Below are 17,593 nucleotides of genomic sequence, written 5' to 3' on the forward strand. Positions count from 1 at the left end.
ATGCGGGCCTTCACCGCCGCGGCCGTGCAGGTCGCCCCCGTCCCGGCACCGTTGAGCCCCGAGACGATCCGCGCGAACCTCGACGCGTGCGTCGAGATGACCCGTCGCTGCGTCGCGGCCACCGGCGCCGAGCTCGTCGTCCTGCCCGAGACGGCGACGACCGGCTTCACTCCCGGCTGCTCCAAGGAGGAGCTCTGGGACCTCATGACCGACCTGCCCGGGCCGATGGTCGAGCCGATCCAGGCGGTCGCCCGCGAGCTGGGCGTGCACGTCTGCATCGGCACCTACGAGCGCGGCCCGGAGCGCGGTGTCGTCTACAACTCCTCGGTGCTCGTCGGCCCCTCGGGTGACGTGCTCGGCATCTACCGGAAGACCCACCCCTTCTGCTCCGAGATCGTGAGCGGCGGAGGCTGGGTCACGCCGGGCGACACCGTGACGGTGTGCGACACCGAGCTCGGCCGCATCGGCATGATCATCTGCTTCGACGGCGACTACCCCGAGCTCTCACGCATCCAGGCCGTGCAGGGTGCCGAGGTCATCTGCCGCCCGTCCGCGCTGCTGCGCTCGGCCGACATCTGGGACCTCACCTCGAGGGCCCGCGCCTACGACAACCACGTCTACGTCATCGGGGCCAACGCCGTCGGCGCCGACCCCGCCGGCGTGCTCTACTTCGGCAACTCCCACATCGTCACCCCCATCGGGCACATCGTCGCCAAGGCCGCGACGCACCCCGGCTGGGTCTCGGCCCGGCTCGACCCGGCCGAGGCACTCTCGTCGCTGACCCCGGGCTCCAACGTCGGCCAGGCGTTCGACCACCTGCGCGACCGCAACCTCGACCTCATCCGCAACCACCGTGCCGAGCTTGAGGGCGCCGCCGAGACGCCCTTCCCGCACGCGCCGATCCACCGCGGCGACGCCGGCTGACCGGCGGCCGCAGCCGACCGACGACCGTTGGTCGGGACCACCTCGCCGAGTCGGCGTGTCGTGCCGCGTGTCGCCACGCACGGACGACCAACGGTCGTCCGTCGGCGGGGCGCCGTCGCTCAGTCGTCCTGGGGCAGCACGATCGCGGGCGGCGTCGCCGTCGGCTCCGCGCCCCGACCCCCGTTGGACGTCCAGTCGTAGACCACCGAGGTGCGCAGCAGCACGTCCGGTAGCGACCGGTTCTCACGACTGACGACGACCCAGAACAGCACGATCGGGAACATGACGCACGCAGCGGCGCGCAGGAACGCCCGCGCGAGCCCGATCGTGCCTCCGCCGTCGTCGACGACCCGCAGACCGAGCAGACGGTTGCCGAAGGTCCGCCCGGTCGTGGCCCACGCCACCGTGAGGTATGCCGTGAGCAGCCCGAGCACGAGCAGCAGCAGTCGCAGCCCGCCCGGGTCCGGGAAGTGGAACGACTGCGGACCGAGCAGGAAGATCGTGCCCGCCCACGCGGAGTACATCAGGGCGACGCCGAGGAGGGCGACGACGAGGTCGACGGCCCCGGCGGCCACGCGGGTGACGATGCCCGCGCGGTGGCCCTGGACCGACCGTGCCGGGCCGGGTAGGACGATGCGTGACACCGGGCCGCGGCCGGGTCGGGAGGGTGTCGTCATGACGGCCCGCCGATCATCCGGGCGTCCCGGGCAGCACCGGAGCGCCGGCGATCTCGTTCGCCGGGAGCGCCGGGCCCGGCGTGCGGGGACGACGCCGGAGCATCCGGTCGACGACGTGTGCGACCCGCTCGTCGGCTCCGACGCCCTGCCAGCGCACCTCGCGCATCCCTTCGGAGGCCATCGCGCCCGACGAGCTCTGGATGATGCCGGGCAGGTCGATCTCCTCGACGACGTACTCGGCCAGGCCGATGAGGTCGAGCCGGGCGACGACGGCGTCGAGGTCGAGCCGCTGGGCGATGGCATTCACGTCGACCCGGTCCAATATCGCGTCGATGTCCACGCGCCCGACGATGGCGTCGATGTCCACACCCGAGACGGTGCGGTCGAGGTCCACCCGTGCGACGATCGCGTCGATGTCCACACCCGAGACCGCGCGGTCGAGGTCCACCCCTGCGACGATCGCGTCGATGTCGAGCCGCTCGATGACCGCCCCGATGTCGACCCTGGACACCGCCCGGTCGAGATCCACCCGGGCGACGATCGCGTCGATGTCGAGCCGCTCGACGATCGCGTCGATGTCCACGCGCTCGACGATCGCGTCGATGTCGACCCGGTCGATGACCGCCCCGATGTCCACCCGGGCGACCGCGCGGTCGAGGTCCACCGCATGCACCACGGCGTCGAGGTCGACGTGGTCGACGACGATGTCGGTGAGGTCGACGAGGTCGAGAACGGCCTCGACCACCACCGCAGCCACCCGTTGGGCCGTCACCTCGGCGGCCCGACCGAGCTCACCGCGTCGCGAGCGACCGCGCCGGAGCAGCTCCTGAGCCCAGTCGGCGCGCCGCAGCCGGGAACCCAGCTCGGTCAGGGTCGCCGTCACCGGCGCCGTCACGACGCCCGACACGACGCCCGTGACCAGGCTCGGCGGCCGGACCCGCTCGACGACCCGACCGACGGTCTCGACCCCGACCGCGGCCAGACCGAGGGCCAGCTCGGCGAGGTCCAGGGCGGTCAGCGGCTCGAACCGCGTGTCCGGCGTCTCCGGCGTCTCCGGCACGTCCGGCCCCGCCGCCTCGGCTCCCGTGGTCTCGTCCATGCCTCGTCCTCACCGCCCCGGGCGCCGTGGCCCACGCGGGCGGCGCCTCTGACTCGTTCCAGCTCCAGCATGCGTCCGAACGCGTGGGCCTGCATCACCCCCGACGAGTGAAGGCGGGCCCGGTCGGCCGGACCACGACCCCCGGGTCACGCCCGCGGCGCCCTCAGGCGTGCGGCTCGCGTCGCGAGGTGCCGGCGCTCCGCCTCGTTCGTCGCGGTCGCGGCCGCGCGGTCGAGCAGGTCTGCCGCCGCGTCGCGTTCACCCGCCATCTCGAGCAGCTGGCCGCGCACCGCGAGCCACCGGTGCGTGGTGCCGAGCCGGTCCTCGACCTCGTCGACGACCTCGAGAGCGGCGCGGGGCCCGTGTGCCATCGCCACGGCCACGGCCCGGTTGAGGGTGACGACAGGGTTGCCCGTCACGTCCTCGAGCAGCACGTAGAGCGTCAGGATCTCGTCCCAGTCGGTGTCGGCGGCGGTCGGCGCCCGGTCGTGCACCGCGGCGATGGCCGCCTGCAGCTGGTACTCCCCGACCGCCCCGAAGGACATCGCCCGGCCGAGCAGGCCGAGGCCCTCCGCGACGAGCCCGGCGTCCCACCGCGACCGGTCCTGCTCGGGCAGCGGCACGAGCGCACCCGAGTCGTCGCTGCGCGCCGGGGCGCGCGCCTCGAGCAGGAGCATGAGGGCGAGCAGTCCGACTGCCTCCGCATGGTCGGGCACGCCGTCGACGAGCAACCGCGTCAGGCGAATCGCCTCGCGGGAGAGCTCGATCCGCTGCACGGTCGCTCCGTGCGTGCTCGCATAGCCCTCGTTGAAGAGCAGGTACAGCACGTGCAGGGCCGAGCGGAGGCGGACGTCGTGGTCGTCACCGGACGGCATACGAAAGGCTGCGCCGGAGGCGCGGATCGTGGCCTTGGCACGGCTGATCCGCTGCGCCATGGTGGCTTCCGGCACGAGGAAGGCCTGCGCGATCTCGGCTGTCGTGAGACCACCCACCGCCCGCAGTGTGAGCGCGATCGCCGACGCCGGGGTCAGCGACGGATGGCAGCACAGGAGGAGCAGCGTGAGGCTGTCGTCGTGGCCGACAGGGTCGTGCGCCGGCACCTCCCAGGCGATGACGCGCGCCTCGCGCTCGCGCCGGGCCGCGTCACTGCGCCACAGGTCGACGAGCCGCCGCGAGGCGGTCGTGACGAGCCAGGCACGCGGCTCGTCGGGAAGCCCGTCGACGGGCCAGCGGCGCGCCGCGGCGAGGAGAGCCTCCTGGACGGCGTCCTCGGCCGAGTCGAAGTCGCCGAAGCGGCGGCTGACGATGCCGACGACCTGCGGCGCGAGGGTGCGCAGCAGGTCGTCGACGGCGGGGGCGTCGCTCAGCGTTCGGCCCCCGCGGTGCGCAGGAACGCGTCCATCTCCTCGGTGTTCGCCGGCGCCTGCTCCATGACCTGGCGCACGTGGATGGGCTGTCGTGTCGGCACGCCGCCCCGGCCGGGCACGGCCGACATGAGCGACGCGATCTCGAGGGCCCGCTCCTCCGAGTCGACCTCGACGACCTGGAAGCCGGCGAGCCACTCCTTGAACTCCTGGAACGGCCCGTCGGTGACGACAGGCGCCGCACCGTCGGACCGGACGATCTTGGCGAGGTCGGGACCGGTGAGGATCGTCGAGGAGACGAGCTCGCCGTTCGCCTCGAGCTCGCCGACGAGCTTCTCGTAGTAGTCGAGGTGGGCCTGGACCTCCTCCGGGGTCCAGTCGGTCATCGGGGCCGGGTCGTCGCCGGCCTGGAAGTCCACGCCGATGAGGTACTGCGCCATGGGTCTCTCCTTCGTCACGTCGTGCCAGCGTGGCACGCTCACCCCGGGGACGGAGCGGAGGACGCGCCCTCGACACGGATCGGGCGCCTTCGTCGACGACTGGCGAGGGTTGGCCCGAATGCGGGCAGGTGTTGGCACGATGTGCCAACGCCCCGGCAGGCGTCCCGCGGGTTGAATCCTCACCATGACAGCAGGCACCTCCGCACGCCGCCGGATCCGCATCGGCATCGACACCGGTGGCACGTTCACCGACGTCGTCGCGCTCGACGAGGACTCGGGCGAGCTCGTCACGACGAAGACGCCCTCGACCCCGAGCAACCCGGCGGACGGCTTCCTCGCCGGCGTCCGCAAGGTGCTCGACCTCATGGGCGCGAGCGGCGACGACATCAGCGCCGTCTCCCACGGCACGACCGTCGCGACGAACAAGCTCCTCGAGGGCAAGGTCGAGGCGCTCGGCTTCGTCACGACCGAGGGCTACGAGTTCATCCTCGAGATCGCCCGCCAGGCCGTGCCCGACGGCTACGGCAACTCCTACTTCTGGGTCAAGCCCGCGCGCATCGTCCCCGCCGACTACGTCAAGACGGTCGGCGGCCGGGTCGACTTCGAGGGCAACGAGATCCGCCCGTTCGACGAGGAGCGCGCCGTCGCCGTCGCCCGCTGGTTCAAGGATCGCGGCATCACGACGATCGGCGTGTGCTTCCTGCACTCCTACGCCGACGACAGCCACGAGCTCGCGATGCGCGAGGTGCTCCGCCGCGAGCACCCGGACGCCGTCGTCTCGATCAGCTCGGAGGTGCTGCGCGAGTACCGCGAGTACGAGCGCTCGATGACCACCCTCGTCGACGCCGCGGTCAAGCCCAACGTGTCGCGCTACGTCGCGAACATCCACCAGCGACTCGACGAGTTCGTCGGCAGCAGCGAGAAGCTGCCCTTCTACATCATGAAGTCCAACGGGGGTGTGCTGTCGGCCGACGAGGTCGTGCACCAGCCGATCACGACGGTCCTCTCGGGTCCTGCTGCCGGCGCCCTGGGTGCCGGGCTCATCGCGAGCCGCGCCGGCTTCGACCGGGTCCTCACGTGCGACGGTGGCGGCACCTCGACCGACGTGTCCGTCGTGCTCGCCGGAGAGCCGACCCTGACGACCGAGGGCACGGTCGGGGCCTACCCGAGCAAGATCCCGATGATCGACGTCGTCACCGTCGGTGCGGGTGGCGGCTCGATCGCCTGGATCTCGCCCGAGGGATCGCTCAAGGTCGGCCCGCAGTCGGCAGGTGCCGACCCCGGCCCGCTCTGCTACGCCAAGGGCGGCACCGTGCCGACGATCACCGACGCCCACGTGACCCTCGGGCGCATCCCCCCGCACCTGCTCGGTGGCGAGATCCCCCTCGACGTGGAGGCCGCACGCGCCGGTGTCTCGACCCTGGCCGACCGCCTCGGGCTCGACTTCGAGCGCTGCGCGACCGGCATCCTCGAGATCTCTGCGTGGAACCAGGCCAACGCGCTGCGCCAGGTGTCGGTCAAGCGCGGCCTCGACGTGCGCGACTTCATGCTCGCGACCTTCGGCGGCTCGGGCTCGCTGCTCGCCTGCCGACTCGTGGACATCCTCGGCCTCGCCGGCGTCGTCGTGCCGCAGAACCCCGGCAACGTCTCCGCCTTCGGCCTGCTCACCGTCGACGTCAAGAACGACTACGTCCAGACGTCCGTCGCGCGCCACCACGCGCTCGACCACGCCGCCGTGCAGAAGACCTTCGACGTCCTCACCGCCAAGGCGGCGAGCGCCCTCGACGGCGAGGGCTTCGCGCGCGAGAGCCACCGCTACACGCGCACCGTCGACCTGCGCTACTTCGGCCAGGCCTACGAGGTCCGCGTCGCCGCGCCCGAGGGCGAGATCGACGAGGCGTATGCCGCTGACGTCGCCTCGCGCTTCCACGACGAGCACCGCGCGCTCTACGGCTACGACTTCCGGAACGACCCGACCCAGCAGGTCGAGTGGGTCAACCTCCGTGTCACCGGAGTCGGCCCCATCACGCGGCCCGAGCTGCGCGACCTCGCGCCGTCCGACGGCACTGCGTACGTCCGCGAGCGCGCCCACCGCAGCGTCCGCCCGGTCTGCTTCGACGCCGACGCGGGCTACGTCGACACCGACGTCTGGTGGAGGCCCGACCTCCTCGCCGGCGACACGATCGAGGGCCCGGCGGTCATCGAGGAGTTCGGCTCGACGGTCCCGGTCCACCCCGGCTTCGTCGTGCGCGTCGACACGCTCGGCAACCTCGTCATCACCCGGTCCCCCTCGACCACCACCCCGGAGGCCTGACATGTGCTTCTCCTGCCAGACCGCGGCCACCCGGCTCGCCCCCGTCGACGCCGCCACCGGGTCGCAGCACGCTGACGTCTCTGCCGGCCACGACGCGGCCCCGGTGAACCCCGCGGGCCTCCCGACGGCATACGAGCACGGCAACCGGCTGACGGCCGAGGGCACGACGGTTGACCCGATCCTCGTCGAGATCGTCGAGGGGACGCTCGCGAGCGTCGAGATGGAGGTCGAGACGGCCATCGCCCGCACGTCGCGCTCCCCCATGATCCGCGACGCCCACGACTTCCGCGCCGGCATCCACGACCGCCAGCTGCGCAAGCTGACCGGGCGCTCGTACAGCGCGCTCGTGCACCCGATCGCCCGCGACTTCCCGCTCGCCGAAATGAGCGAGGGAGACGTCTTCTTCCACAACGACGTCTACGAGTCCGAGGGCGGCATCGGCCACCTGCCCGACCTGTGCGTCACCGTCCCGGTCTTCTCCGGCGGCGAGGTGGTCGCCTTCGTGCAGGCCTTCGGGCACCACGACGACATCGGTGGTGCGGTGCCCGGCTCGATGCCGAGCAACGCGCAGACCGTCTTCGAAGAGGGACTCTCGGTCCCGCCGATCAAGCTGTGGGACAAGGGAGTTCCCAACCAGGCAGCCCTGCGCATCATGACGCGCAACAGTCGTATGCCTGACAGCCTCGCCGCCGACCTCGACGCCGAGTGCTCGGCCTGCCTCATGGGCGCCCGCCGCCTCGGCGAGCTCTTCGAGCGCTACGGCCGCGACACCATCGAGGCCGCGTTCGACGCCATCCTCGACAAGACGACCGAGACCTACCGCCGCGAGATCCTCAGCAAGATCCCCGACGGCACGTACGTCTGGGAGGACTATGCGGAGCACGACGGCGTCGACGAGCCGAAGCTGCACACGCAGCGCATCACGCTGACCAAGGTGTCGACCGGCGGGCCCGGCCCGGGTGACGGCGGCCCCAAGCTCGTCATCGACTTCACCGGCACGGCGCCGCAGGCGAAGGGCCCGATCAACCACTGCGGCGACTACGTCGGCGGCAACTTCCTCAAGAAGTGGCTCGCGCCCATCCTGCGCAACCTCGCCGAAACCCCGGAGCGGATGGCCGAGCTCGACGTCAACGAGGGCATCGTCCCCCTCATCGAGATGAAGTTCCCCGAGAAGGGGACGCTGCTGACGCCGATCTACCCCGCGCCGACGAACGCTCGCACCTTCGTGATCCTGCGCCTGCTCGGCGTCCTCGCCGGCGTCGTCGCCAAGGCCGTCGACGGGAAGATGCCCGCCGACCAGGAGACGATCCGCTACACCGGCGTCTACGGCAAGGACCGCGACGGCAACGACTACCTCATGCGCGAGGTGCTCGGTGGCGGTTCGGGCGGTCGCTACTACGCCGACGGCGAGGACACGATCCACGTCGTGCCCGACAGTCGCAACCTGCCGACCGAGTTCACCGAGAGCCGGTTCCCGTTCATCGTCGAGCGCCTCGGCCTCGCCGTCGACTCGGGCGGTGCGGGACGCCACCGCGGTGGCCTCGGCTACGAGAAGCACATCCGGATGCTCAAGGACGCGCACTTCATGTCCATCGCCGACCGGTCGATCCTCGCCTGCTGGGGCGTCAAGGGCGGCAGGGCGGGTCGTCCGTTCCAGGTGACGGTCGACGTCGGCGGCCCCGAGGAGCGCACCGTCGACGCCCTGGCAGACGCCGAGGTCGTCAAGGCCGGGCAGGTCATCCGCATCCGCACCACCGGCGGTGGCGGCTGGGGCGACCCGCTCGACCGGCCCTACGACGAGGTCGAGCGCGACCTCCGCTGGGGCAAGGTCTCGTTCGAGGGCGCGCGCCGCGACTACGGCGTCGTCGCCACCGGAGACCTCGACCAGCCCGTCATCGACACCTCCGCGTCGGACGCCCTGCGTGAGCAGCTGCGGGGCGACCGCGCGGACGAGCAGCCGTTCTTCGACCGGGGCCCCGGCTACGCGACGCTCGCCGCGGGACGGTCGGCGGCGGATGTCGACTGGGTCTGAGCATGACGACGGTCCTCGTGATCGGCGCGGCCGGCAAGACCGGCCGCGCCGTCACGCGCGCCCTCACGTCACGGGGTGTCAGCGTGCGCGCTGCCGTGCGATCGCCGGAACGGTCCGAGAGAGCGTATGCCGCTGGGGCCCGGTCGATCTCGGTCGTTGACCTCGAGACGGGCCAGGGGCTCGTCGAGGCCGTGACCGACGTCGACGGCGTCTACCACCTCGCGCCCAACGTGCACCCGGACGAGGTCGCCATCGCCGAGCGGGTCGCCCGTGCCGCCGCGCGGGCCGACCTGGCCCGCTTCGTGTTCCACTCGGTGCTTCACCCCCACGACGCCTCGATGCCGCACCATCTCCGCAAGGCCGAGGCCGAGGAGGTCGTGCGCACCTACCTGCCGGGAGCCACGGTGCTGCGCCCGGCGGCATACCACCAGAACCTTGTGGGCGCGGCTGTCGCCGGCCGTCTCGCCGTGCCCTACTCGCTCGACGCGCCGTTCACGAACGTCGACCTCGACGACGTGGCCGAGGCGGCGGCGACGGTGCTGACGCGGCCCGGCCACGCGGGCCTGACCTACGACGTCGCCGGCCCCGAGGTGCTCTCGGTGCGCGAGCAGGCGCACGTCGCGACGGAGGTGCTCGGGCACCCGGTCGAGGCCGTACGCATGGAGCTCTCGGAGTGGGTCGCCGGAGCCGGCGCCTCGCTCACGCCGCAGGCGCGGGACGACCTGCTGGCGATGTTCGGGGCCTACGACCGGAGCGGCCTCGTCGGAGACCCGACGACGCTCCGACGCCTTTTGGGCCGCGAGCCCGGTACCTGGGCGCAGGCCCTCGTCGGCTGAACAGGATTCAACGACAAGGGAATTCACGGTGCTGAGACCGGAAGAGCCTCAGCGCGCCCCTTCGGGCACCGCTACGGCGCCGTCCATGGCGGGCCGCCGCTGAGGGCGCATCCGACCGACAACCCGCGCCCCCTTCCCCTGTCAGGTATTGACGAAGAGTCGCGTTTATGACGGCTGGCACAGTCCTCCGCAACGGCACAGGCCGCACTCACACACCGACCCCAGCCGGGTCGGAGCACCCCTTGGAGGGCTCATGGCACGCCTCACGTTCTTCCGGATCGCCGCTCCCGCTCTCACCGTCGCACTGCTCACGGCCGCCTGCGGCTCGGCAGACCCGAGCACCGGCCAGAGCGGGGGCGCCGGCGGCGACAGCCCCCGGATCGCGGCGATCTTCTCCGGTTCCGCGACCGACGCCGACTACAACGCCCTCGGTCTGCTCGCCCTGCAGTCGGCCGAGAAGTCGCAGGGCGCCGAGACCGCGCACTCCGAGAGCGTCCCGGTCCCCGACGCCGAGCGCGTCATGAAGGAGTACCTCGCCGACGGCTACACCGTCATCTGGAGCCACGGCAGCCAGTACTTCGAGGCGACGAGCAAGCTCGCGAAGCAGAACCCCGACGTCACGTTCATCGGCGAGTTCGACGACAAGCCCAAGGAGTCGATCCCCAACCTCTGGGTCCTCGACCGGAACTTCCACACGGCCTTCTACCCGCTGGGCGTGCTCGCCGCCGCCCAGACGAAGTCGGGCAAGATCGGCTACGTCGGTGGGCTGTCCCTGCCGTTCTCCTACTCCGAGGTCCACGCCGTCAACCAGGCCCTCAAGGACAGCGGCTCGAACGCCACCGTGACCCCCGTGTGGACGGGTGACTTCAACGACCCGACCAAGGCGCAGCAGATCACCTCGCAGCTCGTCGGCCAGGGCAACGACGTCATCGTCGGATCACTCAACCTCGGCATGGTCGGGGCGTTCCAGGCCGTGAAGGGCAAGACCGACGACGTCGTCGTCACCGCGAAGTACACCGACAAGTCGCAGTTCGACCCCGAGCACTACGCCACGGCGGCGATCTACGACTTCACCAAGCCGCTCGGCGACATGCTCACCAAGATCAAGGCCGGCGAGCGCAGTGGCTACTACCCGCTCGGGTTCGACACGGGGGTCTCGATCCAGACGCCGAAGAACGTCGATCCTGCCGTCGTGGCCAAGGTGGAGCAGGCCGTCGCCGACATCACGTCGGGCAAGATCACGGTCGAGAAGAACCTCACCCCGATCAAGTGACGACCCAGTCATGACCGAGAACTCCTCACCAGGCCCCCGCCCCCTCCTGCACATGGACGGGATCCGCAAGACGTTCGGGCCGGTCGTGGCCCTCGACGGGGTCGACCTCACGGTCGGCCGCAACGAGGTGCACGGCCTGCTCGGCGGCAACGGCGCGGGCAAGACGACCCTCATGAACGTCCTCTACGGCCTCTACCGCGCCGACGAGGGCATCGTGACCCTCGACGGCCAGGAGGTCGTCATCCGCGACCCGCGCGACGCGATCTCGCACGGCATCGGCATGGTCCACCAGAACTTCCTGCAGGTGGACACCTACTCCGTGACCGAGAACATCGTCCTCGGCACCGAGCTGCCGTCGTGGCCGTCGATGGACCTCAAGGGCCAGGCCGAGCGCATCGCGGAGCTGTCGACGCGTTTCGGTCTGTCCGTCGACCCGCTCGCCACGGTCGCCGACCTCTCCGTGGGTCTGCGCCAGCGCGTCGAGATCCTCAAGGCGCTCTACCGCGGGGCCAAGGTCCTCGTGCTCGACGAGCCGACGACGAACCTCACTCCGCAGGAGGTCGACTCGCTCTTCGGCTCGCTTCGGGCCATCGTCGACGAGGGGATGAGCGTCGTCTTCATCACCCACAAGATCCGCGAGACCATGGCGGTCTGCGACACGCTCACCGTGATGCGCGACGGACGTCGCGTCGGCACGGTGGCACGGCGTGGGACCACACCCACCGAGCTGGCCGGGCTGATGGTCGGTGACGATGCGATGGTCAGGAGGGTCACCGAGGTCGTGACGGCCGGCATGGCCGCCCCGGTCGGGCGGGGACCGACGGTCGACGCGTATGCCGCGGGCGACGCCCCGGAGCGCGTGGTCGTCTCGGGCCTCCTCGCCCACAACGACCACGGCGTGCCCGCCGCCGACGTCAGCCTCTCGGTCCGCGGTGGCGAGATCGTCGGCATCGCCGGTGTCGCGGGCAACGGCCAGGTAGAGCTCGCCGAGGCCCTCGCCGGGGTCCGCCCCACCGCGGCAGGATCGATGTCGCTCGACGGGCGCGACCTCGCCGGCTCGCCGACCGCGACGTGGCTCGACGGCGGAGTGGCTTACGTCCCCGAGGACCGTCACCGCGACGGCATCCTGCCCTCGGAGAGCATCGTCGAGAACCTCGTGCTCGGCGCGCAGCGCGGTCGACGCTTCCGGTCCGGTCCGTTCCTCGACTGGCGTCGGGCGCGTCAGCACGCGGAGAGCTCGATCCGGGCGTTCTCGATCAAGGCCCCGTCCGCGAGCACGCCCGCCGCGCAGCTGTCGGGGGGCAACATCCAGCGGATCATCCTGGCGCGCGCCTTCTCCCACGAGCCCGGGTTCCTCATCCTGCACAACCCCACCCGAGGCCTCGACATCCCTTCGACCCAGTTCGTCTACGACCGCACGCGCGCCGCCGCGGCGAGTGGGACCGCTGTGCTCCTCATCTCCGAGGACCTCGACGAGCTGACCAACCTCTGCGACCGCATCCTCGTCGTCTACTCCGGTCGCATCGTCGGCGAACGCCGCCGCGGGGAGTACGACCAGTACGAGCTCGGCCACCTCATGGCCGGGCTGGAGGAGTCGGCATGACGACGACCACCGCTCCGGTCCAGACCCCACCGCGCACCGAGACCCGGGCCGGCCGGGGCAACGCCCTCGCCCGTCAGGTGCTCGCCTACGTCGTGGCCGTCCTCATGGCCTTCGTCGTCGCCGGGATCATCATCGCCGCCCTCGGGCACAACCCGTTCGACGCCTACCGGGCCATCGTCACGACCTCGTTCAAGTCGGGCTTCGGACTCGTCGAGACCGTGCACAAGTGGGTGCCGCTCGTGCTCCTCGCGCTGGCCTTCACCATCCCGCTCGCAGCCGGCAAGTACAACATCGGCGGCGAGGGACAGCTGCTCGTCGGTGCCACGGCGAGCGCCGCGGCCGGCATCCTGCTCGCGGACCTGCCGATCCACGTCCTACTCCCCCTCGTCCTCGTGTGCGGCGTCCTCGCCGGCGCCGTCTTCGCCTGGGTCGCGGCCTGGCTCATGGACCGTTTCGGCATCAACGAGATCCTCAGCACCGTCCTGCTCAACTTCGTCAGCTTCGGGATCGTCGACTACGTCGCGTCCGAGGTGTGGAGCGACCCGGCCGCTGGACACCCGACGACCATCCCGATCGGCGAGGGCGGACTGCTTCCGCTCGTGGGCCGGCCGCCGATGCACCTCGGCGTGCTGCTGGCGGTGCTCGTCGCCGCGGCGGTCGTCGTCGTCATGCGACGCAGCGTGCCCGGCTTCGAGCTGCGGGCCGTGGGCGCCAACGCCCGGGCCGCCCAGGTCCACGGCATCCGGGTCGGCCGCGTCGCGGTCGGGTCGCTCGTCGTGGGCGGCGCCCTCGCCGGCCTCGCCGGGGCCATCGAGGTCGCCGGCGTGCACGGAAAGCTCATCGAGGGCATGCAGTCGAACTACCTGCTGCTCGGCATCATCATCGGCCTCATCGCCCGCGGCAACGCGCTGGCCGTGCCGTTCGTCGCGTTCGGCATCGCCGTGCTCGAGGTCGGGTCCAGCGCAATGCAGCGCAGCGCCGGGGTGCCCAGCGAGATGGTGCTCATCGTCGAAGCCCTGATCCTGCTCTTCCTGCTCTTCTCCGACGTCGTCGGAGCCCGTCTGAGGAGGTCCTCGCGATGAACGAGGTCACATCGTTCCTGCAGCTCGTCGTCACCGCCATGGTGCCGTTCATCCTCGCCGCCCAGGGCACGATGATCGCCGGACGCGCCGGCGTCTTCAACGTCGCCCAGGAAGGTCTGATGATGCTCGGCGCGAGCGTCGGCTTCCTCGTCTCGCTGACGTTCGGGGGCAACCTCGTCGGCCTCGTCGTCGCCGGCCTCGGCGGCGGCCTCTTCGGTTGGTTCCTCGGCTGGGTCACCACCCGCTTCCGGCTCGACCAGTTCGTCATCGGCCTGGCCCTCTTCTTCGCCGCGGCCGGACTTGCCTCCCTGCTCTACAAGGTCGTCATCGGGGTGACGCTGCAGCCGCCGCTCATCCCGACGCTCGACGACCTGAGCGTCCCCGGCCTGTCCGCCATCCCGTTGGTCGGCCCGGTCCTCTTCCAGCAGTCGGCGATGGTCTACTTCGCGTTTCTCCTCTCCGGCGGGCTCTACTGGTTGCTCTACAAGACCAACCACGGCCTCAAGCTGCGGTCCGTCGGTGAGAACCCCAAGGCCGCGGACAGCCTCGGCGTCAACGTGGCCCGCACGCGCATCTGGTGCAGTGCCGCAGGGGGCGCCCTCATGGCGCTGGCCGGTGCCTACCTGCCGATGACCTACACGGGCACGTACACCGAGGGCATGGTCGCCGGACGCGGCTGGCTCGCCATCGCCCTGGCGTTCTTCGGGGGCTGGCGCCCCCAGTACATCCTGGCGGGGTCGGCCTTCTTCGCCGGCATGGAGGTGCTCGCCCTGCGCGTGCAGGTCGGCGGGCTCGACGTCCCGCACCAGTTCATCTCGATGCTGCCGTACGTGGCGACCCTGCTCGTCATGATGTTCGCGCTGCGGTGGGCCAGGATCCCGGCCTTCCTCGGGCGCAACTACGACCGCGAGAGCCGGACGTCACACTGAGACGGGAGGTCCGCATGGCACACACCCGGCGTCTCGGCGCCCGAGAGCTGCTCGACACGGTGCTCGACGACGGCACGTGGCTGGGCTGGGACTCCATCCCGGTCCAGCCCGCCGAGCCCGGCAGCCCGTATGCCGCCGAGCTGGCTGCCGCTGCCGAGCGCAGCGGGTGCGACGAGGCGATCATCACGGGCGAGGGGCGCATCCGCGGGCGCCGCGTGGCCGTCATCGCGGGCGAGTTCCGCTTCCTCGCCGGCTCGATCGGGGCGGTGGCCGCCGAGCGCATCGTGCTCGCCTTCGAGCGGGCCAGGCGCGAGGAGCTGCCGGTCTTCGCCGCGCCGAGCTCGGGTGGCACCCGGATGCAGGAGGGCACGCCGGCCTTCGTCGGCATGGTCAAGATCAGTGCGGCCTGCGCGCAGCTCAAGGCGGCGGGGCTGCCCTACCTCGTCTACCTCCGGCACCCGACGACCGGTGGCGTCTTCGCCTCGTGGGGCTCCCTCGGGCAGGTCACGGTCGCCGAGCCCGGCGCCATGATCGGCTTCCTCGGGGCTCGCGTGTACGAGGCGCTCTACGGCAGGCCCTTCCCTGACGGCGTGCAGACCGCCGAGAACCTCTTCGAGCACGGCCTCATCGACGCGATCCTGCCCGTCGAGGCCCTTGCCGAGACGGCAGACAGGGCACTCAACGTGCTCATGGGCCCACGGGAGGACCTCCCGGACGTGCCCGAGCTCGTCAAGGAGCCCCTCGCCGACATCCCCGCCTGGGACTCGATCGTGCGCTCGAGGCGGGACGACCGACCCGGTGTGCGGGCGCTGCTCAAGCTCGGGGCGACGGACGTGCTGCCGCTCCACGGGACCGGCCAGGGCGAGTACGACCCCGGGCTGCTCATGGCGCTCGCCCGGTTCGGCGGCGCACCCTGCATCGTGCTGGGCCAGGACCGCCGCGGCCAGACGCTCGACGCCCCCCTCTCGCCGAAGGGACTGCGCGTCGCCCGTCGCGGCATGGCGCTCGCGCTCGAGCTCGGCCTGCCGCTCGTGAGCATCGTCGACACGGCTGGTGCCGCACTGTCGAAGGAGGCGGAGGAGGGCGGCATGGCGGGCGAGATCGCCCGATGCCTCGCCGAGCTCGTCACGCTCGAGGCGCCCACCCTGTGCGTGCTGCTCGGCCAGGGCACCGGCGGCGGTGCCCTGGCGGTCATGCCCGCCGACCGGGTCATCTGCGCACAGCACTCGTGGCTGTCGCCGTTGCCACCGGAAGGGGCGTCGGCGATCCTGCACCGCGACACCGAGCACGCCCCCGAGCTCGCGACGGCCCAGCGGGTCCGCTCGCTCGACCTCCTCGCTGACGGCATCGTCGACCGGATCGTCGCCGAACACCCCGATGCCGCCGACGAGCCGGAGGACTTCTGCCGGCGGATGAGCCAAGCCATCCAGCACGAGCTCGCCGTCCTGGCCCGCGAGGAGCCGCGAGCTCGGCTCGCCGCACGACTCGCCCGCTACCGCATGCTCGGTCAGCGCTGAGCGACCGTCGCGCGCCTGTCGGCACAGCTGGGTGGCACCCACCGCACCGATGTCGACCTAGTCGACGTCGCGCTCCTCGATGGTCTGGCGCACGGTGCTCGTCGGGGTCGTCGCGCCGCTCGGGCGCTCCTCGCGGGTGATGATGCGCTTGCGCCGGGTGCCCTTGCTCCCGTGCCAGATGAGCGCGGCGCCCGCGACCATGAGGATGACACCGACGACGGGCAGGCTGATGACCGACGTGTTGGCCCGCACCGCGAAGGTCAGGATGGCCCCCACGACGGCGAGCAGGACTCCGACTCCCACGGTCCCCCACCTCTCGGCTCGATCGAGGACGCACCGGACGGCGCCCCTTGCACATTATGTCTCTCGTACCCGCCTGACCGGTATGCCGTGCAGCGTCCCGACGGCGCGCCGACCCGGGTGGCGGGCAGGGGCGCTCGGGGCACCCGACGGCATACATCTGCCAATGTCGAGGGCCGCGTTGGGCAGGAGGTGACAACGCGCACGCTCCGCCGGTCTCCCTAGGCTCACGCCATGACGACCGAGGACGCGCCGTGAGGGTGCTCGTGGCGCTGGGCGGCAACGCCATGACCGGACCGGACGGCAGCGCCGCGCCCCAGGCCCAGCGCGAGGCCATCGCCACCGCGAGCCACCACCTCGCCGAGCTCGTCGCCGCCGGGCACGAGGTCGTCATCACCCACGGCAACGGACCCCAGGTCGGCAACCTCCTCGTCAAGAACGAGCTCGCCGCGAGCGTCGTGCCGCCGGTGCCGCTCGACTGGTGCGGCGCGCAGACGCAGGGGACGATCGGCTTCACGCTGCTCGACACCCTCGAGGCCGCCCTCGCGCAGCGCGGCGTCGAGCGCCCTGTCGCCGCCATCATCACCCGAACGCTCGTCGACGCCGACGACCCCGGCTTCACGCACCCGACGAAGCCGATCGGGCGTTTCCTCCCCCGTGAGCAGGCGCAGACGCTCATCGACCACGGCGAGCGCTGGGAGGACCGCGGCGAGAAGGGCTGGCGGCGCGTCGTCGCGTCACCCGAGCCGGTCGAGGTCCTCGAGACGCACACGCTCCACACGCTCCTCGCCGCCGGATACGTCGTCGTCACGGCCGGCGGCGGGGGCATCCCCGTCGTGCGTGGCGCCGACGGCAGCGTCCACGGCGTCGAGGCGGTCATCGACAAGGACCTCACCGCGGCCCTGCTGGCGCGCGCCGTCGACGCCGACGTCCTCGTCATCGCGACCGACGTCGCCCACGCCGTCGCCGCCTGGGGCACGCCCCGTGCCCACGACATCGGCCGGGTCACCCTCGGCGAGATGGAGGCGTATGCCGCCGAGGGCCACTTCGCGTCGGGCTCGATGGGCCCGAAGGTCGAGGCCGCCCTTCGCTTCGTCCGCTCCGGCGGCTCCCGATCGATCATCACGGCCCTCGACCAGCTCTCCGCCGCCATCGACGGCCATGTCGGAACCGTCATCGAAAACCCTGAAAGAGAAAGGTGAT

At 71.5% G+C, this 17,593-nt stretch carries 15 protein-coding genes; 11 read left to right on the top strand and 4 right to left on the bottom strand.

Going from position 1 to position 17,593, the window contains the following annotated elements:
* Positions 1–924, top strand: a complete 924-nt coding sequence (locus ASG96_RS04465) for a carbon-nitrogen hydrolase family protein (protein WP_056760880.1) — start codon at positions 1–3, stop codon at positions 922–924.
* A gap of 119 nt (positions 925–1,043) precedes the next feature.
* On the opposite strand, the gene ASG96_RS04470 is transcribed toward ASG96_RS04465, so the two are convergent.
* Entirely contained in the window at positions 1,044–1,601 is a 558-nt protein-coding gene (locus ASG96_RS04470; RefSeq protein ID WP_082591625.1) for an RDD family protein, read from the bottom strand.
* Between ASG96_RS04470 and ASG96_RS24605 the strand changes: the two genes are divergently transcribed.
* The gene (locus tag ASG96_RS24605) at positions 1,600–2,811 is read left to right on the top strand and encodes a DUF4573 domain-containing protein (RefSeq protein WP_369813562.1); all 1,212 of its coding nucleotides are present in this window, start codon (positions 1,600–1,602) and stop codon (positions 2,809–2,811) included. The genes ASG96_RS04470 and ASG96_RS24605 overlap by 2 nt on opposite strands.
* Positions 2,812–2,846: 35 nt before the next feature.
* Here ASG96_RS24605 and ASG96_RS04480 read toward each other — a convergent pair whose 3' ends face one another.
* Together ASG96_RS04480 and ASG96_RS04485 are read right to left on the bottom strand one after the other, a co-directional pair.
* Complete coding sequence (locus ASG96_RS04480) at positions 2,847–4,067, bottom strand: RNA polymerase sigma factor (protein ID WP_057587064.1); 1,221 nt, start codon at positions 4,065–4,067, stop codon at positions 2,847–2,849.
* On the bottom strand, positions 4,064–4,504 hold the full coding sequence (locus tag ASG96_RS04485) for a YciI family protein (RefSeq protein WP_056760874.1): 441 nt from the start codon (positions 4,502–4,504) through the stop codon (positions 4,064–4,066). The genes ASG96_RS04480 and ASG96_RS04485 overlap by 4 nt, the downstream gene beginning before the upstream one ends.
* Before the next feature lie 184 nt (positions 4,505–4,688).
* Between ASG96_RS04485 and ASG96_RS04490 the strand changes: the two genes are divergently transcribed.
* The 8 genes from ASG96_RS04490 to ASG96_RS04525 all read left to right on the top strand — a co-directional run bounded on the left by ASG96_RS04490 (position 4,689) and on the right by ASG96_RS04525 (position 16,090).
* Complete coding sequence (locus tag ASG96_RS04490; RefSeq protein WP_057586914.1) at positions 4,689–6,818, top strand: hydantoinase/oxoprolinase family protein; 2,130 nt, start codon at positions 4,689–4,691, stop codon at positions 6,816–6,818.
* A gap of 1 nt (position 6,819) precedes the next feature.
* Positions 6,820–8,850, top strand: a complete 2,031-nt coding sequence (locus tag ASG96_RS04495; protein WP_200962648.1) for a hydantoinase B/oxoprolinase family protein — start codon at positions 6,820–6,822, stop codon at positions 8,848–8,850.
* 2 nt (positions 8,851–8,852) lie between these two features.
* On the top strand, positions 8,853–9,686 hold the full coding sequence (locus ASG96_RS04500) for an NmrA family NAD(P)-binding protein (RefSeq protein WP_057586916.1): 834 nt from the start codon (positions 8,853–8,855) through the stop codon (positions 9,684–9,686).
* A 253-nt stretch (positions 9,687–9,939) separates the two neighbouring features.
* The gene (locus tag ASG96_RS04505) at positions 9,940–10,959 is read left to right on the top strand and encodes a BMP family protein (protein ID WP_056760866.1); all 1,020 of its coding nucleotides are present in this window, start codon (positions 9,940–9,942) and stop codon (positions 10,957–10,959) included.
* A gap of 10 nt (positions 10,960–10,969) precedes the next feature.
* The gene (locus tag ASG96_RS04510) at positions 10,970–12,562 is read left to right on the top strand and encodes an ABC transporter ATP-binding protein (protein ID WP_056760863.1); all 1,593 of its coding nucleotides are present in this window, start codon (positions 10,970–10,972) and stop codon (positions 12,560–12,562) included.
* Positions 12,559–13,644, top strand: a complete 1,086-nt coding sequence (locus tag ASG96_RS04515) for an ABC transporter permease (protein WP_082591626.1) — start codon at positions 12,559–12,561, stop codon at positions 13,642–13,644. The genes ASG96_RS04510 and ASG96_RS04515 overlap by 4 nt, the downstream gene beginning before the upstream one ends.
* Positions 13,641–14,573 carry an ABC transporter permease gene (locus ASG96_RS04520; protein WP_056760861.1) on the top strand — a complete coding sequence of 311 codons (933 nt, stop codon included), beginning with the start codon at positions 13,641–13,643 and terminating at the stop codon, positions 14,571–14,573. The genes ASG96_RS04515 and ASG96_RS04520 overlap by 4 nt, the downstream gene beginning before the upstream one ends.
* Before the next feature lie 14 nt (positions 14,574–14,587).
* Positions 14,588–16,090: a carboxyl transferase domain-containing protein gene (locus tag ASG96_RS04525; protein ID WP_057586918.1), complete on the top strand. Its 1,503-nt coding sequence runs from the start codon at positions 14,588–14,590 to the stop codon at positions 16,088–16,090.
* A gap of 57 nt (positions 16,091–16,147) precedes the next feature.
* On the opposite strand, the gene ASG96_RS04530 is transcribed toward ASG96_RS04525, so the two are convergent.
* The gene (locus tag ASG96_RS04530) at positions 16,148–16,393 is read right to left on the bottom strand and encodes a hypothetical protein (protein ID WP_056760856.1); all 246 of its coding nucleotides are present in this window, start codon (positions 16,391–16,393) and stop codon (positions 16,148–16,150) included.
* Positions 16,394–16,644: 251 nt separating this feature from the next.
* On the opposite strand from ASG96_RS04530, the gene ASG96_RS04535 reads away from it, so the two are divergent.
* Positions 16,645–17,592 (top strand): carbamate kinase, encoded by a 948-nt coding sequence (locus ASG96_RS04535; protein WP_056760854.1) that lies wholly within the window; start codon positions 16,645–16,647, stop codon positions 17,590–17,592.
* Position 17,593 lies beyond the last annotated feature (1 nt).

It is taken from the genome of Terrabacter sp. Soil810 (assembly GCF_001429645.1).
GTDB lineage: Bacteria > Actinomycetota > Actinomycetes > Actinomycetales > Dermatophilaceae > Terrabacter.